15 protein-coding genes are annotated in these 21,491 nt (G+C 40.4%); 7 read left to right on the top strand and 8 right to left on the bottom strand.

Features of this window, described 5'->3' with window-relative positions; all coding sequences use genetic code 11:
- Positions 1–555: 555 nt before the first annotated feature.
- The 6 genes from L1283_RS03515 (at position 556) to L1283_RS03490 (ending at position 9,873) form a co-directional block, all read left to right on the top strand.
- Positions 556–1,146, top strand: a complete 591-nt coding sequence (locus L1283_RS03515; RefSeq protein WP_075991593.1) for an RNA polymerase sigma factor — start codon at positions 556–558, stop codon at positions 1,144–1,146.
- An 83-nt stretch (positions 1,147–1,229) separates the two neighbouring features.
- Positions 1,230–2,246, top strand: coding sequence for a FecR family protein (locus L1283_RS03510; RefSeq protein ID WP_075991592.1), 1,017 nt, complete (start codon positions 1,230–1,232; stop codon positions 2,244–2,246).
- A gap of 24 nt (positions 2,247–2,270) precedes the next feature.
- Complete coding sequence (locus L1283_RS03505; RefSeq protein ID WP_083663527.1) at positions 2,271–5,621, top strand: SusC/RagA family TonB-linked outer membrane protein; 3,351 nt, start codon at positions 2,271–2,273, stop codon at positions 5,619–5,621.
- Positions 5,622–5,632: 11 nt separating this feature from the next.
- Complete coding sequence (locus tag L1283_RS03500; RefSeq protein WP_201670482.1) at positions 5,633–7,018, top strand: RagB/SusD family nutrient uptake outer membrane protein; 1,386 nt, start codon at positions 5,633–5,635, stop codon at positions 7,016–7,018.
- A 28-nt stretch (positions 7,019–7,046) separates the two neighbouring features.
- On the top strand, positions 7,047–8,519 hold the full coding sequence (locus L1283_RS03495; protein WP_153845086.1) for a TlpA disulfide reductase family protein: 1,473 nt from the start codon (positions 7,047–7,049) through the stop codon (positions 8,517–8,519).
- Positions 8,520–8,748: 229 nt separating this feature from the next.
- On the top strand, positions 8,749–9,873 hold the full coding sequence (locus tag L1283_RS03490; RefSeq protein WP_429625754.1) for an MBL fold metallo-hydrolase: 1,125 nt from the start codon (positions 8,749–8,751) through the stop codon (positions 9,871–9,873).
- Between the two features lie 2 nt (positions 9,874–9,875).
- On the opposite strand, the gene L1283_RS03485 is transcribed toward L1283_RS03490, so the two are convergent.
- The 4 genes from L1283_RS03485 to L1283_RS03470 all read right to left on the bottom strand — a co-directional run bounded on the left by L1283_RS03485 (position 9,876) and on the right by L1283_RS03470 (position 13,680).
- Entirely contained in the window at positions 9,876–10,685 is an 810-nt protein-coding gene (locus L1283_RS03485; protein WP_070567440.1) for a helix-turn-helix domain-containing protein, read from the bottom strand.
- Positions 10,686–10,956: 271 nt separating this feature from the next.
- Positions 10,957–11,541 carry a Crp/Fnr family transcriptional regulator gene (locus tag L1283_RS03480; protein WP_429625753.1) on the bottom strand — a complete coding sequence of 195 codons (585 nt, stop codon included), beginning with the start codon at positions 11,539–11,541 and terminating at the stop codon, positions 10,957–10,959.
- A gap of 26 nt (positions 11,542–11,567) precedes the next feature.
- On the bottom strand, positions 11,568–12,278 hold the full coding sequence (locus L1283_RS03475) for a response regulator transcription factor (protein ID WP_286841233.1): 711 nt from the start codon (positions 12,276–12,278) through the stop codon (positions 11,568–11,570).
- The gene (locus tag L1283_RS03470; protein ID WP_429625752.1) at positions 12,265–13,680 is read right to left on the bottom strand and encodes a sensor histidine kinase; all 1,416 of its coding nucleotides are present in this window, start codon (positions 13,678–13,680) and stop codon (positions 12,265–12,267) included. The genes L1283_RS03475 and L1283_RS03470 overlap by 14 nt, the downstream gene beginning before the upstream one ends.
- Before the next feature lie 130 nt (positions 13,681–13,810).
- Between L1283_RS03470 and L1283_RS03465 the strand changes: the two genes are divergently transcribed.
- The gene (locus tag L1283_RS03465) at positions 13,811–15,220 is read left to right on the top strand and encodes an alpha-L-fucosidase (RefSeq protein WP_429625751.1); all 1,410 of its coding nucleotides are present in this window, start codon (positions 13,811–13,813) and stop codon (positions 15,218–15,220) included.
- A 101-nt stretch (positions 15,221–15,321) separates the two neighbouring features.
- On the opposite strand, the gene L1283_RS03460 is transcribed toward L1283_RS03465, so the two are convergent.
- The 4 genes from L1283_RS03460 to L1283_RS03445 form a co-directional block, all read right to left on the bottom strand.
- On the bottom strand, positions 15,322–15,777 hold the full coding sequence (locus L1283_RS03460; protein WP_429625750.1) for a hypothetical protein: 456 nt from the start codon (positions 15,775–15,777) through the stop codon (positions 15,322–15,324).
- Between the two features lie 5 nt (positions 15,778–15,782).
- The gene (locus L1283_RS03455; RefSeq protein ID WP_286841225.1) at positions 15,783–16,040 is read right to left on the bottom strand and encodes an Imm32 family immunity protein; all 258 of its coding nucleotides are present in this window, start codon (positions 16,038–16,040) and stop codon (positions 15,783–15,785) included.
- 133 nt (positions 16,041–16,173) lie between these two features.
- Positions 16,174–17,940, bottom strand: coding sequence for a RagB/SusD family nutrient uptake outer membrane protein (locus L1283_RS03450; RefSeq protein ID WP_070567448.1), 1,767 nt, complete (start codon positions 17,938–17,940; stop codon positions 16,174–16,176).
- 12 nt (positions 17,941–17,952) lie between these two features.
- The gene (locus L1283_RS03445; protein ID WP_429625749.1) at positions 17,953–21,189 is read right to left on the bottom strand and encodes a SusC/RagA family TonB-linked outer membrane protein; all 3,237 of its coding nucleotides are present in this window, start codon (positions 21,187–21,189) and stop codon (positions 17,953–17,955) included.
- Positions 21,190–21,491 lie beyond the last annotated feature (302 nt).

Below are 21,491 nucleotides of genomic sequence, written 5' to 3'. Positions count from 1 at the left end.
GAAGCCCCGATACAACGAAGCCCCGAAAGTACATATCGGGGCTTCGCTGGTTTATCCTCTCCTTCGAAGATACGATTTAGCAAAATCTGTTGCTATCCTGACAACTATCCTTTTTTTTCTTTTTTTGCAGATTCAATCAGTTCACGCATTTCTAATTTAATGAACATTAGGGGTCTTTTATTAATTTAAAATATTATTAAACCTTGACAATAAAAACCGAATTTTTTATGGCTCTGCAAGCATAAAACAAGATAAATTTCAGTACTCATCCAAAAACAAATGTACTTTTGACTATTTATTCGAAAAATTAAAAGTGAATTCTATTTTAATTTTATTCAACCTAATTTTGAGTTAATTACGGCTCAAAAACCAATTTCTTATGAATATAAGCCCAAATGATGATGTCAAATGTTTAATGAATTTCAAAAGATTAAACACAAAAAATAAAAAATACGTACAGATCTTGACCTTATTTAATAAAATCTGTAATATTGAAAAAAAGTTACATTCCTCAACCCTACCAATCTAAGGAATTCAACTTCACACTATCATATCATGAAAAACGATAAAGATCCAGCTCATAATGATGCAAGCTTGTTAGCTAGGCTCCGAGAAGGCGATTTAGAGGCTTTCAATATTTTGTATGATAAATATTGGTCTTTACTTTTAGATGAATCTTACAAAAGACTCGAAGATTTAGCTTCCTGTGAAGAGATTGTTCAGGATGTATTTATTGAACTTTGGGAACACTGTCCCAGTAGAGAGATTCACAACCTGAAATCCTACCTCATTGCATGCATGAAATACAAAGTCTTTGAAACCTATAAGAAAAACAAACGCAGAAATATCCTTATCGAAGAAAATCATCACCTTTATCGAAGTTATGAAATTCTGGAAGGAGATCAGTATGCCGAAAAGGATTTAAAATCTTTAATTGAACAATGGGTAGCCCATCTCCCACAAAAAAGAAAAGAAATCTTTAAAATGAGATACTTAGATGGACTTACCACAAAAGAAATTAGTGATTTGACAGAAACTTCCCAAAATACAGTTCAAAATCACCTCGGAGTATCAATTCAAAAATTAAAAAAACTTGTTATCCAACATTTTTTGACGCTACTCATAATTTTATACAACTGTAAATAAGTAAATTACAAATAAACACCAATTTAGACTAGTACATTTTTTCCTTTTAGGGGCACTATTTAAGTGAACATTGTACTAATCATATGCAATATCCTAACCAAGAGCTCGAAAAGCTAATTGACAAATACTTAAAAGGCGAAGCCAATTCGGAAGAAATGGACGTCGTGGAACGTTTTTTCGATTCATTTTCATCCCGACCGAATTTAATCAAAACACTACCCGATCATGTACAGAAAGCACTCAAAGCACGCATTCATGGCAGAATTATAAAGAAACTGACTCGGAGGAATCAGAAAACATTCAATTTCCCTAGAATTGCAGCAGCTGCAGCTATCCTCTGTATCGCTTTTACAGCTCTTTATCTTTACAAAATTGCGCAACCAAACAATCGAGAAATTACGCTAACAAACGGACAACAGCAGCGAATTGTTCTAGAAGATGGTACAAAAGTTACACTTAATGCTTCGAGCAAAATAATCTATCCCGCCTCATTCAAAGATTCCAGCACACGTGAAGTTACTTTGATTGGGGAAGCATTTTTCGATGTCGCCAAAAATCCATCCAAGCCCTTCCTTATTCATACACCAAGAATGGAAATTAGCGTACTGGGAACCGCTTTCAATGTGCGCGATTATGCCGAAGAAAATAATGCCCAAACAGCTTTGGTACGTGGCAAAGTATCCATCTGGAAAAAAGGAACTGACAATCAGAAATTTATATTAAAGCCCAAAGAAAAGTTTGTGATCAGAAAGGTATATGGAGTTGAAAAGGAATTCCCATCTACAACTACTAAAACCGCATCGGCTCCTATGGCAATAGCTATTCAGCCATTTTCCATCTCTGAAAAAGACGGATCCGCTTTAGAAACCGAATGGTTATTAAATCGGATTACCATTCAAGATGATAGATTACTGGATATTGCCTTAAAACTAGAACGCATGTATGGCGTGGAAATTAAAATTACAAACAAAGCAGTCGCTAACCAACGCTATTCAGCAACATTCGAAAACGAACAACTAGAAAATATCCTAAAAGCATTACAAACTGTCAATTACTTTCAAATTAAAAAAACGGGGAAAAATCAAATACAACTACTCTAAAAACAATCAACCTATATAACTCACATGAACAAAACAAAACCCAAATTTAGAAAAGAGTCAAGATTGGCTTTACTGCTCATTTGTCTTAGCGCCATGCATATACAGAGCTTCGCCTATTCTCAAACTGAAAAAATTGATGTCTCCGTCCAGGGAGGAAAACTCGAAGATGTATTTCAAACAATCAATGACAAGAGCAAATACAAAATGTTCTTTAGCAAATCGACTCTCCCAAACTCGACAATCAATATTGTTGGAAAGAAAATCAGTGTAAAAGATCTTCTTTCCCAGTCTCTGGCCGGGAGCAACCTAACATGGGAAGTATTGGACAATGACATTATCGCTATAAAAGAAAAAAAAGAGAATCAGCAACACATTGCGGGCCAAGTAGTCAATGAAAATGGAACGCCTTTGGCAGGAGTATCTGTTATCATAAAGGACTGGCAAAAAGCAGAATACCGCAATATGCAAACGAGTACCGCAACGGATGTCAATGGACAATGGGGACTGCGTATTCCAAATGACGATGTCATTATTACTTTTTCTTTTATTGGTTATCAGAAGGTTGATATCACTGCGAAGCAACTTATTGCCAATTCTACTCCTATTAAACTGAAACCGGAAGAAGGAAGCTTAGAAGAAGTGGTTGTTATTGGCTACGGTACGACAACACGTAGACTGAATACGGGATCAGTTGCTTCGATCACAGCGAAGGACATTACCTCTCAACCTGTAAGTAATCCCCTTGCCGCACTATCGGGAAGAATGTCCGGTGTATTGATCGCCCAAAACAATGGTGTGCCCGGAAGTGCTGTTCAGATTCAGATTAGGAATCAAGCGTCATTAAGTGGAACAACCTCTGGTTCAATACCGCTATACGTGGTTGATGGAGTTCCATTTACCAATTTTAACGGCGGACAACCTGCAACAGATAACCTCAATTCATTTGGTATCTCAGCTTCTTCAGGCGGCTTAAGTCCCTTCAGCATGATTAATCCAGCGGATATTGAACGTATCGATGTCTTGAAAGATGCCGACGCTACAGCGATCTATGGTAGCCGGGGCGCAAATGGTGTCGTATTGATCACCACAAAAAAAGGATCTGCAGGTCGTACTCGCATTGGTGTAAACTTTAACACCGGATTTACCGAGGTCAACCACTTTATCCCTATGTTGAATCTAGAACAATATCTCACGCTAAGAAAAGAGGCTTTTGCTAATGCTGGAGTTACACCTACAGCCGATAACGCTCCAGATCTTATGTTATGGGATCAGAACAAATCGACAGATTGGCAGAAAATGCTGATTGGAAACAAAGGACATATTACCGACGTTCAAGCGAATATGTCTGGTGGAAACGAATCTACCCGTTTTTTCTTTAATTCGGGATATAGACGCGAGAGTACTGTTTTTTATGGAGATAGCAAAAACAGTCGCTTTACCTCACGGTTAAACTTGGATCACACCTCCTCTGACAAAAAATTCAATGCCGCTTTATCAGTTAGCTATGCCAACGACAATTCCGATATGCCTTCCTCTGATGTCACATCTCTCTACAATTTGCCCCCCAATTATCCAATCTATGGTGACAATGGAAAATACTATTGGTTACCGTCATCAGCTTTTATTGACAACCCAATCGCCTTGCTCGAACGGAAATACTTTGGTAATACCAATAATCTGATCTCGAACGCCAATCTGAGTTACAAAATTCTACCTGGACTGACAGCAAAAGCAAATTTTGGCTATACCATCACACAGTTGAACCAAAATAATCAACGCCCAATTACTTCCTTAAATAACACCGTCTCCAACCCGCTTGGATCTTCCAGTTTCTCTAATACAAAGGCCGAAAATTGGATTATTGAACCGACATTGGATTATGTAAAAAGTATCGGCGAAGGTAAATTTACGGCATTAATTGGAACAAGTTTTCAGCAAAATTCATCCCGTTCACAGACAACCAATGGTTCTAATTATTCAAACGATGCACTTTTAGGTTCGCTCAGTGCCGCAGGATTATTCACTGCCAGCAATAACCTCGTATATTACAAATACAATGCACTATTCGGAAAAGTAAATTACGACTGGAAAGAGAAATATTTGTTTAATGGAACTTTTAGAAGAGATGGCTCATCTCGTTTTGGACCTAAAAACCGATTCGGAAATTTTGGAGCAATAGGGCTAGGATGGGTCTTTGGAAAAGAGGATTTTATACAAGATAATCTAACGTTTTTAAGTTTTGGTAAATTGAGAGCGAGCTATGGAACTACAGGTAATGATCAAATTTCAAATTACCTTTATCTTCCACTCTACTCTTCAACAACCGCATATCTGAATAATCCTTCCATGAATATTGGAACACTTCCAAATGAATATATCAAGTGGGAAACAACCAAAAAACTGGAGTTTGCTTTAGATCTAGGTTTCTTGAAAGATCGAATTTTGTTTACGGGAAACTTTTTCAGAAATCGTTCTTCTGACCAGATAACTGATTTAGTTTTAAGTACTCAAACGGGCTACAACAGTTACAAAGAAAACCTACCGGCATTGATCCAAAATACAGGCTTGGAATTGGAGTTGAACACCACCAATATTACAAATGAAAATTTTACATGGAAAACATCTGCTAATTTCACGTTTTATAAAAACAAACTTGTCGAATTTCCTGGAATTGAAAACACATTTTATTCAAGTAGCTTTCTAGTTGGTGAGCCGCTCAATATGGTCCGTTTGTATCACTATCAAGGTGTAGACCCCACAACAGGAAGAGCGTTATACGAAGACCGCAATGGCGATGGGGCTATAACGGGCGATGACCGATACGTTGCTAACTTAGGTACACCTTTCTATGGTGGATTTAACAATACTTTTTCCTACAAAGGCTTCGAGCTCGGCGTATTTTTTCAATTTAACCACCGCTTTGGAGTAACTAAAATCCTCAACACGAGACCGGGTGCTATGCTCAACCAAAATGATTACTGGTTGGACAGATGGACACCAAATAACAGCAATACCAATATCCCGGGAGCAATTATCCCGACAGTACCGGCATCTTCAGCTGATGGAGTTGCATTAAGCAACTCTTATAATCAATATACCAGCTCTGATGCTGTCTATGGGGATGCTTCCTATATTAAATTGAGGTCTGTCAATTTATCTTACAACCTGCCCAAAAGCTGGACTTCGAGATTAAAAATGTCTAATTGTAATGTATTTATGCAAGGGCAAAATCTCTTTACTTGGGCCAAGAACAAATATGTCCTGGATACCGAAACGACCGTGCAAGGCGGTCCATCTGGTTTAGGAACTGGAACGATTGCCCAGGTATTGCCTCCATTGCGGACGATTGTATTTGGATTTAACTGTCAATTTTAAAACTAGAGATCATGAAATTAAACATCAATAAAAATATACTATTATTAGCAATTACCAGTGGAACTCTTTTGACCAGCTCCTGCGAAAAATTTGTGGAATTGGGCGCTCCACCGACACAAGTTGTAGCTGGCGAAGCATTCTCTACAGATGCTTCTGCAAATAGTGTCATACGCGGATTGTATACCACAACATTAAGCATCAATCTCGCTGGGACTTCAACCTTTTATACAGGAATCGCTGCAGACGACCTTCAATACAATGCGGCTGATGCAAATACCTCGGAATTCGCCAGCAATAACCTGCTGAACACAAATGGGAATGTCGCTAATTTCTGGTCAAATTGCTACCAACTTATCAAGAATGCAAACAATGCGATATCGGGTCTCGAAGCATCCACCAGCCTTACCCCAAGTGTAAAAGATCAGCTCCTGGGCGAAGCGAAATTTTTTAGGGCTTATACCTATTTCTATCTCGTCAACCTCTATGGTGATGTGCCATTGCAATTACGTGATGACCTCCACGCTTTTGAAGATGCAATTCTTCCGCGAACTTCTGCACAGCAAGTATATGATCAGATTATTGCTGATCTAAAAGATGCGGAAAGTAAGATGGCGACGGCCTATGATGCAACGGCAAGCCCGAGAGGAAGAGCTAACAAAACTGCTGCAAGCGCACTATTGGCAAGAGTTTATCTCTACCAAAAGGATTATCAAAATGCCGAATCTTATGCGACCAAAGTATTACAGTCATCTGATTATGGCATGCCGACACCAGATAAAAATTTTGTAAACTCAAGTAATGAGGTTATTCTTCAACTTGGCAATCAAACGGGAGTAACGACATTTGGCTCCAATTATATTACCGCGGCTACAGCTACACCCGGCTACACTCTACCGGACGCTGTGTATAATAGCTTTGAGACATCTCCGACGGTTGACTTAAGAAAAACAAATTGGACAAGTTCAAAAACGGTCTCCAACAAAATCTATTATGCCATAACCAAATATAAAATATCCTCGGGAACAGGTTCCGAATACCATATTATGCTTCGCTTAGCCGAGCAGTATCTTATTCGCGCGGAAGCGAGGGCTAAACTGGGAAAACTTGCCGAAGCCCGAACAGATGTGGATGCTGTCCGTTCTCGCGCTGGACTTGCAGGACTTAATTCAAGCTTAAACCAAACACAATTACTATCTGCAATAGAAATGGAACGCCTGCACGAATTTTTCGGTGAGTTCGGCCATCGTTGGCTCGACCTCAAGCGGACCGATCGTGCTACCGCTGTATTGTCTCCAATCAAATCAAACTGGCAGGCCACGGATGTCTTGTATCCTATTCCACAAGCCCAGATTTTGATCAACAATAAACTGACACAGAATCCAGGATACGAAGATTAATGAATTTAAAAAATCATACAGACAAAAAATGAAAACAAAAATCTTAACGGCTGCGTTGGTGTTTTCGCTAACAGCATCTTTTGCACAACAACCAGCAAAAAACAAATACCAACAGTATCTCCCCATTATAGAAAAAGGTACGTTGGTACAAAAGGATTCGCTTGCTAATGTATTAATGAGCGAATTAAAGACGTATAAATCGGAAGAAGACTACCGTACTACAATCAACATTTTGCGTTCTTTAGGGAAGGAAGATCTGCAGGCATCTGCAGAAGTACTGGCTAAGAAAAAATATCCAAAAGGATCACTAACCCGTGATGCCTTTATCACAGATATTTTTTACAATGCAAGTACGCCAGTACAAAAAGAAAAAGCGTATAACGACCTTATCAAAAAATGGCCAGTTAAAAACTTCAAGGAAGAACCACTGACTTATGATTATGTATTGGCTAATTTAGCACAAAGTTTTGCCAACGATGGAAATGCACAAAAAGCAATATATTATCTAGGAGAAATGAAAGAACGATTCTGGCGCGGAAATGGATATATCCCTGTTGGTCAAATCCTCCTGAGGACAGGTGATACGACTACTGCAGCACCACTCTTAAAAACAGCTATGGATGATAGTTATTACTATTTAACCCTTCCAGAGGATCAAAAAGACAATAAGGCTCGCTTTGCAGCCATGGGATATGCAAGCTCCATGTCAGCTTATGTCAATATACTCGTTTCACAGAAAAAATTTACTGAAGCGCTAGGTTATATAGAAAATGCATTAAATGCAGCACCAGAGCAAGCGGATGGTCTAGCGATGGTATACTACAAATCTTTAATGGGCACAGGAAGAAAGCTTGAGGCATATAATATTCTCACCAAGTTATATGCTAAAGGACAATTTGCGGTCGAAAATGATCTTAAAAAATTATATACTGAATTGAATGGATCTGTTCAAGGCTACGAGAATTTTAATGCATCCTTAAAAATAGAGTTAACGCAAAACATTCGCAACCATATCAAAGAAATGGCAACTTTTAAACCTGCACCTAATTTTGAATTACTCAATCTTAAAGGCGAAAAAGTATCCCTAGCCAGTTTAAAGGGAAAAGTTGTGGTATTGGATTTTTGGGCAACTTGGTGTCAACCATGTATCCGTTCATTTCCAGGAATGAAGGCAGCACAGGACTCTTATGCAGATGATAAGGATGTACAATTCTTATTCATGAATACCTGGGAGCGTGATAAGAACTATAAGGAAAATGTGATATCCTTTATCACCAAGAATAATTATCCTTTTGAAGTGCTCTATGACGATCAAAAAGATCCGCAAACCGGAGAAGTTATGGCCGCGAAATTCGGAGTCAAAGGAATTCCAGCAAAATTTATTATTGATAAGGAAGGAAATATACGTTATTTTCTTACAGGATCTACCCCAAATGTAGATTACATTAAATTAGAGATGAAAGAGCTCATCGAAGCCGCTAAAAAACCTTATAAAGGGTAAAAGAAGGGGGCGTCCAAAAAGATTGGACTGCCCCCTTTTTTTTATCCAGCCAACTATAATCCAACCAACTCCCGAGCGTAAAAGATTAATTTTTATGGACTTTAAGACTTTCTTTATATTGTGGATCGGATGAATCCGCCGAAATGAGCCATACAGCACATAAATTTGAGCTATCAGCAAAAATAGATCTGTCTCAGCAGTCTTATCTTTGTTGTTATACAATATGCAGATGGCAACAAGAAACAACAGCAATAAGTGGCTTCGGTTTTTGAAAAGAACAATCTTAGGACTGACTGTTCTCATCGCTCTTATCGGACTATATATGATGCATCCACAATTCGGCAAAAGACCCTCGGGTGAAAGACTTCAACGCATACAACTATCGAAACAGTTTAAAGACGGAAAATTCCAGAATAGCAGCCCTACACCACAGCTTACGCAGCCCTGGACCGTCGCCCTATACGATTATTTTTTTAAGCGCTCCAATGAAACAAGTCCCAAATATACTATACCAACAGTGGATATCGACTGGGAGAAGTTGTTAAGTCAGCCTCATGGGCTTGTTTGGTTTGGTCACTCCTCTTATTTCCTTCGTCTCGATGGTAAGAACATACTCGTCGATCCTGTCCTTAGTGGCAGTGCTTCCCCTATTCCAGGAAGTGTAAAAGCGTTTAAAGGAGCCGATGTCTCTACCGTATCTGCTCTACCGCCGATTGACTATCTATTTATATCACATGACCATTATGATCACATGGATTATAAGACGTTAAAGGCACTACAACCCCGGGTTGGAAAAGTCATTGTTGGCCTTGGTGTTGGCTCCCATCTTGAATATTGGGGATATCGTCCTGAGCAGATCATCGAAAAAGATTGGTGGGACGAAATCAACTTGGATGATGGTTTCAGTGTAACAGTTGCGCCCGCCAGACATTTTTCAGGCCGCAGTATATTTACTGCCAACACATTATGGGCATCCTATGCGCTCCAGACACCTTCCATGCGGCTCTATTTAGGCGGGGACAGCGGCTACGATAACCACTTCAAAGAGATAGGTAATCAATTGGGCCCTTTTGACCTGGCTATATTGGAGAATGGCCAATACGACCTCAGTTGGAAACACATACACATGATGCCGGAGGAGGTTGTCCAAGCGGCACATGATCTCAAAGCTTCCTTACTGTTTCCGGTTCATTCGTCCAAGTTTGTATTGGCCAATCATGCCTGGAATGAACCTCTAGAACGTATTTCCAAGGAAGCAATACGACAACAACAGCCTATGCTTACCCCCATGATCGGCCAGGTCATTGACCTCGATCAGCCCCCTTTAACACCTAGTTATTGGTGGCAGAAATAATTTTAAGCAACGGAATTGATAGTCGCTGGTGTTATGCCAAACTTCTCCTTGAAAGAAGCATAAAAATGAGAAAGGTTTTCAAAACCCAGATCAAGATAAAAATCAGCAGGTTTTTGACGCTTATTTTCAATTAGATAATAAGCCTCAGAAAGACGTCTTTCTTGCAGCCATTTTCGGGGAGAGGTCTGGAATATTTTCTCAAAATCACGTTTAAAGCTTGCTAAACTCCGCCCTGTTAGTTTCGCAAAGTTTTCTAAAGGCACATTGTACCGATAGTTTTTAACCATAAACTGCTCGAGATCAATCTTATGCGGCTCCGAAAAGTCAAAAAGCAGGTCTTTTAACTGTGGATAGCTTTCCAACAACAAGGTGATCAATTCATAGATCTTGATATTTTCCATCTGCGGGCTCACTCGGTCGATGGCTTCCGCATAGGGCGTCAATGACTCAAAATAACTTTTTATAAACAGGTTACTTTCCAGTACAACATTGGACTCACCCTGATACTTTTTGTCCGAACTGAGGTGATGGTCCATCGCGTATTGCTTCAGCCGATCAGCCCCCAGCAATACTGAAACAGATTTGTAAATATTATTTTTCGCGGGATATTTAAAAGCTTTGGCCAGTTGGTTTCTACGGGCAACCACAATCTGCCCTTCTGTCGCCACCAATTTTCCTTTCTGATGGTCCAGATGTGTTTCACCAGATAGCTGAAAAAAAACGACATGTTCGGGAATGAACTGTTCGTGCCCAAATGCTTTCTCGACATAACAGGAATACAAAAAGGCATTCCCAAAATCTTTCTCTTCCATGCTCAATACAATTTATTTTAAACGGCTCTGCGATTATGGGTACCGATAGCTAAAATCAGTCCCAGCCTAAAGGTAGCAAATATCTCATACCTTTTGCAAAGTCTAGTTGTCCGAAAGCTCAAAATATAGTTGGTACACAGCTCAAATCAAGCTACCGAAAAACTCAACGCATAAATACATTCACTTTTTGGAAAGCATCCTTCTTTTTTCTAAATCGAATAGCCCATGTCATCACCTACGTGTTTCAAAATGGAGCCATTCGAACTGCTTATTATTTCTTTGCAGCAAGCCGCTTACGTATAATACTGACAAATTCGGGTGAAACCCCCAGGTAGGATGCAATATAGTATTGCGGTACCCTTTGGGAGATAGTCGGGTATAGTTCAATAAATTCGAGATAGCGATCGGCGGCTGGTTTGGCCATTGTATGGATCAGCCTATTTTGCAGAACAGCGAGCCGACGTTGCACCAACATACGAAAAACTCGCTCAAACTTTGGAACAGTCTCTAATAATCTCTCTTTCGTCTCTGGTGTTAACATCAAAAACTCACTGTCTTCTAATGTTTCCATGTATAAACTAGATGGTGTATGATAATGAAATGAAGCAATATCACTAATCCACCAATCTTCGACAGCAAAAGCCAGCGTTACTTCAAAACCATTTTCATCCAGATAATAAATCCGGACACAACCTTTTTGAAGATATCCTTCAAACTGACATACCTCCCCTTCCTCCAATAGCATCGTTTTTTTGGGAACCTTCTTTGCTGTCAATAAACCAGTAAATTGTTCGGTTTCTTCCGCTGTCAAAGCAATGCACTTGGACACATTGTTAAGAATATTTTCGTATAACATAGTATTTCTTTAAATAGATCCGGTCGTTAAACACCTTCATTTTCGTGTAAAATATAACCCGCTCCATAGATACTTTCGATATGAAGTTTGCGATCCATCTGCAGCAATTTACGAAGTCGGGAGATAAAAACCTCCAGGCTTTTACCGTTAAAAAAATCCGTATTACCCCAAAACTGCAGCAGGAGATCTTTTTTATTGACCAATAGATTTTTATGAAGGACCAGATGCCGCAGCAATTCAGCTTCACGGACTGTGAGCTTTTGTATGCTTCCCATCCCATCACGCAGACTATAGCGTTCCATGTTGAGCAACAGACAACCGATAGCAAGTTCGATTTCCGGATTCGTCTGCACTTCGGGCGCATTTGCCACGGTCAATAAATTGCGAATCTTGAGCAATATTTCGTCCATGTCAAAAGGTTTCGCAATGTAATCAACAGCGCCCAGACTAAGTCCTCTGAGTCGCGATGTGCGTTCATGAAGTGCTGTCAAAAAGAAAATAGGTTGCCCAGGATTCAATTGTATCATTTGTTGCGCCAGGTCAAAACCATTACCATCGGGCAACTGCACATCAATAATTAGTAATTTGACGGCACAAGACTGAAAAGCCGCCCAGCCTCCTTGCGCCGTACTTTCCCAGCGTACCCTAAAGCCTTTGTATCGCAAATAACGTGAGAAAACTTCGCCCAAATCAGGTTCGTCTTCAATCAAAAGGATATCAATCTTATCTTTTGCCATTGAATGCCACATTACTCATGTAAATATAAAAAATTGTACCGGAACCAGACTTACCGCCTGCTACTTGGATCGTCCAACCCAGCCTGTCCAAATAAGATTTGACATAGTAAAGCCCCAGTCCTAGTCCAGGTTTATTACCGGATAGTTTCCCTCTATAAAATGCTGTAAATATCGCTTCCTGATCTGCAGTGGCGATCCCAACCCCATTATCCACTATTTTGAGGTTATAATGATGACCTTGCTGCTCCCAGCTAAACTGAATCGTCTTCTTACTATTATCGTTAAATTTTATCGCATTGGATACCAGGTTATCTAAGATTGAAAAATAATAATCTTCATCAAGACTCATCTCCACATCGGCAGCTAAAGGTTCATATTGAATTTCAATTTCACCTCGGTAGCGCAAATGAAGTTCTTTCAATATTTGCTGTGTCAGCCGATCAATAGAAACGGATACAATTTTAGCCTCTTGTTCCTGTAATGCCACAGATCCCATGACCTGTTCAAAATAAGCTTTGAGTCGTTTGGCTTGCCTTTCCACGATGCGCCCAAGTTGTGCCACCTCCTTATCGTCTTTTCCTGTTTCACGATCGATCAAACTATGTGCACTGATCAAAATTGTCGTCAGCGGTGTATTAAATTCATGGCGCATATGATTTAGAAAACTCGTTTTCAGGTCCGCCAATTTACGTTGGTTGATCCAATTACGATAGGTTCGATAACTCAATAATACGATCACAACAATACAAGCTAAGGAGAGTAAAAACACGGGCATCATCCGTTGGACAAGACGCCAGTCCCTATTTTCATAATCAACATACAGGCTATAGGTAAAACGATAAGGAATAGGATTCTTGTCACTAACAGACAGTTGGAATACCCTATTATTATTTGTTCCGCGCTTGAGTTTGCCACTAATTAGACCAGCACGATCATCGGCTGCTAACGCATAGAAAGTCGTCCAGGCACGGTCTCTTGCATTATATATTTCCAATTTATCAAAATGGAATAGGTAAACAAGTGTCGTATCGAGCCCTTGCTGATGTACGATCCGACGAAAAATGCTGTCTAACGACTGCTGCCTCCGCATCTGATCGAGAAAGCCATTCATACAATGGTTACCGTACTGGTCTGCGTCTGCGGACTTATTTATTTTTTTTTCATACCATTTCGGCAAACAGGGTACCAATGTTGTCTGGAATATGGCATCTCCCCCCGGGAATATCTTATCATCCATAATAACAGCTCCATAAGCATTCTGGATCCGGTTGAGCTGTCCAATCTGATAATTCTTGTCTTCAAGCTTATACGTATTGAAGATCAGAAAACCGATCAACACCGTCAAGATCAAGAAGCTTGTTCCAAATGCCCAAGGATATATATTTTTACCGGTACTCTTCATGGTTTAAAAATAACATCAATTTGTCGAATCAAGATATCTATTAGGCTTTTATTAGGCTTTCGTTAGGTTTCCATTAGGCTTAAATAACACAACCTTGACCTATCTTTACAACATAACAACTTAGCAAATTATGTCCAAAATTTCACAGCCCCTACTTTACTGCCTATCTTTTCTTTTACTGGGCAACACGTTATTGGCACAATCCGGTTTTTCAAAGAAGGTCCTCGAACAGAGTCAGCTCGACTTTGTCAATCTTGGATTCGGTATGTTCATCCATTATGGCATGCCAACTTTTATGGAACAAGACTGGTCCGATCCCAACGCCGCACTTGAACTGTTCAAATCTCCGAAGCTCAACGCAGATCAATGGGCTAAAGCTGCCAAATCGGCCAATATGAGCTATGGTTGCCTAACCACCAAGCACCATAGTGGCTTCCCGATCTGGAATACCAAAACAACAGATTATAATGTAATGAACACGCCTTTACATCGTGATGTTGTTAAAGAATTTACGGATGCTTTCCGCAAAAATGGTTTGCGTGTTATGCTTTATTATTCCATTTTGGATATGCATCAGGGCATACGTCCACATACCATTACCAAAGCGCATATCCAATTGATCAAAGATCAGCTGACGGAATTGTTGACCCAATACGGAGAAATCGACGCCTTGGTCATTGATGGATGGGACGCCCCTTGGTCGCGTATTTCGTACGATGATGTTCCTTTCGATGACATCTATTATCTTGTCAAATCACTCCAACCGAAATGTTTATTGATGGATCTCAATTCGGCAAAATACCCCGGTGATGCGTTGTTTTACACCGATATCAAATCGTACGAACAAGGCGCGGGTCAATTTATCTCCAAGGAGCATAACAAATTGCCGGCAATGGCCTGTCTTCCCTTACAGCAAAATTGGTTCTGGAAAACATCGTTTCCGAACACCCCAGTTAAAAACGTCAATGAATTGGTCGAGAAATTTGTAATTCCGTACAACAACGCGTATTGCAACTTTATGCTCAATGTAGCACCAAATAGTGATGGTCTGATGGATCAAAATGCACTTGATGCACTGAAGACAATCGGTACATTATACAAAAATAAACCCAGCTACAACTCATTACCAAGTTACCAGGCACCAATAGTCGACCACAATATGGCCAAACAAGTACCTTCATACAGTAGCTGGAGCGAAGATATGAACATTATGGATTTTGCCAACGACGATAACTTTGGTAGTGCCTGGGTCTCCAATCCGGCAGTCAAAGGTGAAGTATGGTATGAATTGGATTTTGAACGTAGTAAAGCTTTCAATAGTGTTGTTATTACCGAAGGAAAAGACAATCCTTCACAGTATAACTTATCCTATCTGAAAGATGGAAAATGGCATCCTATCGCGGTTACAGCGGTACAACAGGGCCGCATCAAGATCTTCCGCTTTGATGAAGTACTGGGACAAAAATTACGCTTCAGCATTAAACCAGAAAAAGGCCATGCGGTCGTAAACGAAATCGGCGTTTACCAAGAAAGACGCTAACACAAAACAAAGAATCAAAAACGTCTTTGCTATTCTCTCCCTATAAAAGTCTATATCCACCGACTTTTATAGGGAGAGATTTGTACCCATGGCCTGTTATCCTATTCTTTCAAAATCGCTTCATTTTTAGTGAATTTCACGCTAAAGCCATGCATCAGAACCCGCGTACGTTTGACCTTTCCTTCTCGTTTTCCAAAAGTCCCCAAAGCCGTCTCTTCTGGTGCGCCGAAATCAAAATCCACATCAATCAACAGGGGATATTTCTTTGTATTAACTAGACCCAAGCGATTGCTCGCTTTAATCCAACGGGTCACATCATCATCCCGGTCAACAAAATAGGTTCCGATTGTTAACCGATAAAATTTATCGTTTCTAGCGAGATCCAAATAAACCCTTTCTTTATCATTATTTAGGCTGTATTTACTTAAATGTTGTTCCAGTATTCTCTCTACGGAATCTGGAAATACATACAAAATTTCCTGCCCAACAGCCATCAACGTCATGCAGTTTAAAAATAAAAAAAGTAGGCTGCTTCTTACGAGGTGATGTATTTTCATGATCTTTATCGTTTTTCAAAAATCATCGGAACAGCGTTCATTTCAAGGGCATTCGTTTCATCCAAATGGAAATGGGCGCCTTTAGGCACCTCATCCTGCGCGAGTATCAAAAGTTGCTTGGCCAATGAAATAAGTCCCTGTTTGTTGGCTCGAATTACAATTTCGTTGGCAACAACTTGAACTGCAATTTCGAATCCAGGTTCCCATGACGCCTGTAGCCCCAACTCTTCGGAATAGGTGGGTAAATTAATTTCTAAGTTCATATATACTGGTTTTGCTCCACCTAAACTTAATTAAAATTACCTAGATCTAGCGTCCATATAATCTAAAGTCCCCATAAAAGAGGCTCCTTGCAATGCAAGGAGCCTCTTTTATGGGGACGAATAAGTTAAATTCCTATTTACTCCAACCTGGGTTTTGTGTCAGATTTCCGTTCAGCACAATCGCTGCAGACGGAATTGGGTAAAGGTATTGCTTGTTGTTGTCATCCCAAGTACGCTTCACAGCTTTAAACCATTCCAGGTGATTGTCCGAAGTCATTGTCTGGAAATTGGTACTTTTACCCCCTATAGCCACCTTGGCTACTCCTGCAGGAACAGTTATCGAAGGAGCTGATTTACTTCCATCATAGAACACGACATCTGGAGTTCCATTGTGGTCGATATCAATCAGCTTATCTAAAGCAGGGATATAAATTCCCGTCCAAGGCAAATTTGCCATAAGCGGTCCAAGTTTCCATCGCTTCAAATCATTGAAACGGAAACCCTCCAGAGCTAATTCCACCTGTCTTTCCCGACGTATTTCTAAAAGCACGGGGCTATTGACTTCGGGGAAGAAGGTATTTTTCAAGTAGGTATCCACTTTGGTTGGCAGTGTATTCGTTCCACTTGTTATTCCTGCCCTTGAACGTAATGCTCCAATAGTTTTCGACCAATCCGCATCATTGAACGTACCTAGTTCCTGTTTCGCTTCAGCATAATTTAATAGTATTTCAGCATAACGCATTAAAGGAACTGCATTAGTATTGTAACCGCCATTGTCGTAATAGGGATCGTCTAAAGTATACTTGATCGGTTGATACCCCGTATAAGTAAAACTTGCAAAATTTGGGGGAGCAGGCTGTCCATTACGGGAATATCCTGGCGTCCGGATCAACTGCGCCAAGCGCAAGTCGCGATTTTGACACTCCTCATAGAATTCCTCAGTCTGAAAGTTCGGTCTATCCGTATAAGGAGTACCGTCAACATTCAAAAAACTATTGATAAAAGGCCTTACCAAACTTAAACGTGGACCGTAGGTTGCAGATGTCCACCACCAGTTGGCGTCGTTCAAAAGCGCAAGATCTTTACTGAAAGTTACGGCCAACATAACCTCTTTTGTCACTGGAGTATTACTGGTAAACAACTGTCGCTGTGATGTTTTAGGATCTGCGGAGATATTAAGCCCATAAGGACCATTTTCCATTAAAATCTTGCCAGCGTCTACCGCCATCTGGAAAAATACTTCCGGCTGTGTAGCCAAATTGAGCTTTTGGTATTTACGAAATGTTCCTTCGAACAGCGCGATTCGGGTCTTCAAACCCAGTGCTGTCCATTTATTAACCGTACTACCGTCGCCCGCCGTATTTGTGATATTGGCGTAGGCAAAGTCCAGATCTTCCATGATGTGTTTCATGACCACTTCGCGCGAATCCCGTGGTGCTTTAAGAATATCCGTCTCATCAACCGCCAAAGGGTGATCTACCCAAGGCACATCGCCAAAACGAACTACTTTCTCATAATAGAACCAAGCTCTGAAAAAGCGGGCTAAGCCGATATAATTATTTTTGATGGCATCGCTCAATTTGGGACTATTACATTTAGCTATCAATTGGTTGATATTACGCAGGGTAGTCCAGGACCACCCCGAACTGATCTCAGCACTGTAAGCGCCGCCGACCATAAAATCATTGAGGCTATTTACGGCCGAATAGTCAGCCATAGCGTCACCTTTATAAGCGTCACTACCAGAGGTAATATTCCGATAGAATGAGTTGCTGTAATTTTTTAATCCACTTTCGCTCCCGAAGATATCCTCCTCGGTGGCACCTGCCTTCGGCAGCTCGTTTAGTTCACAGGAGGAGAACAAAAGCGCAACAATAGGTATATAAAATAATTTTTTCATGATAATAAAAAACTATAAGCCAATAGATAAATTAAAACTAACACTCTTCATAATCGGATAGTTAAATCCGTCGCCAGAACCCGTTCCGATCTCCGGATCAGATTTGCCCAGATTACCGACATCGAGATCCTTCGTTTTTTTGTAAAGAGGCGACCAGGTCCATAAGTTTTCGCCCGAAAGTCCAGCCCGAAGACTACTAATTTTTAACCTGTTGGTTACAGATTTAGGAAAACTATATCCGATCTGTATATTTTTCATCCGTATATAGGCAACGTTCTGCAGATATCTTGTCTGTGGCGTTGTTTTGATAGATTCATTGTACCCAGCATAGCGAGGAAAATAACCGTTTGGATTGTCTTCAGTCCAATAATTGTTGAGGTGCCATTCCGGCAAGTTGTTGTAAGGTCGATTGTATTGTCCCCAAAAAATAGATTCATTGCTCGGGTACCAATTCTGCTTACCCACACCCTGGAAGAAAGACGAGAAATAAATACCTTGCCAATCCAGATTAAGGTTAAAACTATAGATATATCGTGGATCGGCATTACCGATTACAGTTCTGTCACCATGGCTATAAATCGTATTATTTCCATAATCAATTACACCATCACCATTTAGATCCGCAAAACGTACGTCACCTGGATATATTGTACCATTGTTTGACGATTTGATCAATTTTTGTTTTGCAGCACCATCAATTTCCGCCTGATTCTGAAATAAACCCTGCGTTACATAGCCCCATATTTCGCCGATTCGCTGACCTTCATAATACGAGCCATCTTTGATTAAACCCTCTTTATTTTCGTAACGGTCTATATTGGATCTATAATCAGCCAAAGTACCCCTTACGGACCAATTGAAAGGACTACCGTTCAGATCGAATCTATCCTTATAAGTCAGGCTCACTTCAAAACCTTTTGTGGTCATGTCAGCATAGTTTCCTTTCGGCGACTCCGCACCAAAGATGTCAGGCAAAGCTACACCTAAGGTATACATATTTAAGGTCTTGCGTTGATAGATATCGCCTGTAAAAGTCAGTTTTCCATTTAAAGACGATAGATCAAGACCTAAGTTTGCCGTGCGTGCCGTTTCCCAGGTTAAGTTATCTGGGATCACCTTAGGCACCGAGGTATACGCCGGCTTCTGTCCATTCAATACCCGATCCATAATCTTGATCTCGTAAATATCCAAATAGGAATACGGATCGACATTACCGTTACCCAATGAACCATAGGACGCTCTTAGCTTAAGATCAGAAAGCGCTCTTTTGTCCACCTGGAAGAATGGCTCTTCAGAAATACGCCAGCCCACGGATGCGGAAGGGAACAGTCCCCATCGTTGATTTGTCGGAAATTTGGACGAACCATCGTAGCGACCATTAAATTCAAAAAGATAACGGTCTTTAAAGATGTAATTTGCGCGCATAAATACACCGACATTACGGTATTTGTTATACCCCGCTGTCGCTGTGGTATTCTGTCCTACTGCCAGGTTGATATTTTCAACGTCATCATTGAGTAGACCTGTCTTGGTAATATAAGTTGAATTATACGTACGCTGCTCATAATTATATCCGAGCAAACCCTTAAAATAATGATCGCCTATTGTGCGTTCATATTCACTGTAGAGATTTCCAAACAAGTAACGGTAGCGTTGGTCTACTTGATAAATATTGTCGTTCATACTTGTTTCCAACCGCAACATCTTTCCCTCTTGTGTGCTATACGGAACAGGCACACGGACTCTTACCGAATTAAAATCGCGATTTCTAAAAGTCAGATCCCCTTTAATGCGGAATGTATTGTTGAAAAACTTAGTCTCGAAAGAAGTTGTGTTGCGGAGATCCTGATTTGCTGTATTCGTACCATTCTTACCGTAGATAAAATCCCCTACTGTATAGGCTGCAGAGAAGCTCATAGATCCATCAGGGTTAAAGATCGGCGAAGAAGGGTGTCCCTCATCGGCAATATTGCGCCAGATATTTCCACCTTCGCCAGCAGTCGATGGGTCTCTGTATTTGGCATAATTAAAATCGATATTATTGCTTATCCGCAACCATTCTGTCACCTGAAGGCCGGCTTTTGCACGCGTATTATAGGTTTTATATTTATCGCTATTATAGCGGTACATACCATTATAATCGTAAGCACGTCCGGAAATATAGTAATCCATTTTTTCTGAATTACCACTGATGGACAGGTTGTGATCCTGGACAAACGTATTATCCTTGATCAGCATGCCATAATAATCTTCATTACCGTAGTATACATAATTACCCTTATCGTCTACTGTAACCTGTTCAGTAATACCCTGTTCTTTTCTTCTCTTAAATTCTTCCAGCCAATCTGTTGTAAAGATCTGTGTCTTGTTGAGCTTGCTCGGAATGGAAGAATAATTGTTCCAGGCATTATAGGCTGTAAAGAAATGCGAAGCATATTCGTAACCATCTGTCACAAATTTGGGCAACGTTACAGGTTTTTGGAAGGAGCCACTTCCAGAATAATTGATCGAAGTTTTTCCGGACTTGGCACGCTTCGTTGTGACCAAAACTACTCCGAAGGTACCGCGGGAGCCGTAAATCGCAGATGAAGCAGCATCCTTGAGTGTCGTTACACTTTCAATATCATTGGGATTGATCGCTGAAAGATCACCCTCGACACCATCGATCAGGACAAGTGCACTTCCCCCCTGCCCAATGGAAGTTGTCCCACGGATATTGAAACTTGGTGCCCGATTGGGTTTACCATCTGCTGGGGTTACATTTAAGTTGGGAATCACCCCTTGGAGCATCTGGCTTGCATTACCCAGTACGCGTCCCTCAAAAGCTTCTGACCCAACCTGCTCTACCGCACCGGTAAGATTCACTTTTTTCTGCGTACCATAACCGACCACTACAACTTCCTCCAGTTCGGTATCTTTGGATTCCATGATGATATCGATCTGCCCGCCCGTCACGTTGACGATCTTTTCACTGTAACCTATCCCTGTCAATTTGAGTCTTTGCCCTGTAGTAGCTTCGATCGTGAACTGCCCAGCTACATTCGTTGAGGTTGTTTTTTGGCTGGTTAAATTGGTAATGGTAATTCCGGACAAGGTTGTTCCGTTTTTGTCTTTTACCACCCCTTTCACGGTAGATTGAACTGCAATACTGCGCACCTCTTGATTCAATTTGACATAATCACGCTCTACATTAGCCCAAGTGGGGTATGAGAGACCCAATGCCATACTGATTAGTAATGTTTTTTGCATTTTTAGTCTGGTTTAGAATTTTGCATCAAAGTTGATGCTTTGACTTGGTTTATAATTTACCGTAATGTTAACAAATATTTAATTAATATCAACAACATTATTACCTAAACAGGTTTAGCACACCATTAAATAATCAAAACTTATCTTTTAGATAACATAAATCATAAAAACACACTTGCGTCCTAAACGTTTAAAAAGTGGCGGTGTTTGGATATAGCAAAGTTGCTATATTTAAATTGCAAAATTATAACACACCGCCATGATAAATTTAAATGTTTTTAGTCAGATTTTATCTCTTATCG

It is taken from the genome of Sphingobacterium sp. HSC-15S19 (assembly GCF_050433745.1).
Taxonomy (GTDB): Bacteria; Bacteroidota; Bacteroidia; order Sphingobacteriales; family Sphingobacteriaceae; genus Sphingobacterium; species Sphingobacterium siyangense.
The sequence above is the reverse complement of the archived record's forward strand: the minus strand, read 5'-3'. Positions and strand labels throughout refer to the sequence as shown.

Coding starts and splice junctions, on each gene's coding strand:
- L1283_RS03515 (WP_075991593.1), top strand. CDS start 556: ATGAAAAACGATAAAGATCCAGCTCATAATGATGCAAGCTTGTTAGCT.
- L1283_RS03510 (WP_075991592.1), top strand. CDS start 1,230: ATGCAATATCCTAACCAAGAGCTCGAAAAGCTAATTGACAAATACTTA.
- L1283_RS03505 (WP_083663527.1), top strand. CDS start 2,271: ATGAACAAAACAAAACCCAAATTTAGAAAAGAGTCAAGATTGGCTTTA.
- L1283_RS03500 (WP_201670482.1), top strand. CDS start 5,633: ATGAAATTAAACATCAATAAAAATATACTATTATTAGCAATTACCAGT.
- L1283_RS03495 (WP_153845086.1), top strand. CDS start 7,047: ATGAAAACAAAAATCTTAACGGCTGCGTTGGTGTTTTCGCTAACAGCA.
- L1283_RS03490 (WP_429625754.1), top strand. CDS start 8,749: ATGGCAACAAGAAACAACAGCAATAAGTGGCTTCGGTTTTTGAAAAGA.
- L1283_RS03485 (WP_070567440.1), bottom strand. CDS start 10,685: ATGGAAGAGAAAGATTTTGGGAATGCCTTTTTGTATTCCTGTTATGTC.
- L1283_RS03480 (WP_429625753.1), bottom strand. CDS start 11,541: ATGTTATACGAAAATATTCTTAACAATGTGTCCAAGTGCATTGCTTTG.
- L1283_RS03475 (WP_286841233.1), bottom strand. CDS start 12,278: ATGGCAAAAGATAAGATTGATATCCTTTTGATTGAAGACGAACCTGAT.
- L1283_RS03470 (WP_429625752.1), bottom strand. CDS start 13,680: ATGAAGAGTACCGGTAAAAATATATATCCTTGGGCATTTGGAACAAGC.
- L1283_RS03465 (WP_429625751.1), top strand. CDS start 13,811: ATGTCCAAAATTTCACAGCCCCTACTTTACTGCCTATCTTTTCTTTTA.
- L1283_RS03460 (WP_429625750.1), bottom strand. CDS start 15,777: ATGAAAATACATCACCTCGTAAGAAGCAGCCTACTTTTTTTATTTTTA.
- L1283_RS03455 (WP_286841225.1), bottom strand. CDS start 16,040: ATGAACTTAGAAATTAATTTACCCACCTATTCCGAAGAGTTGGGGCTA.
- L1283_RS03450 (WP_070567448.1), bottom strand. CDS start 17,940: ATGAAAAAATTATTTTATATACCTATTGTTGCGCTTTTGTTCTCCTCC.
- L1283_RS03445 (WP_429625749.1), bottom strand. CDS start 21,189: ATGCAAAAAACATTACTAATCAGTATGGCATTGGGTCTCTCATACCCC.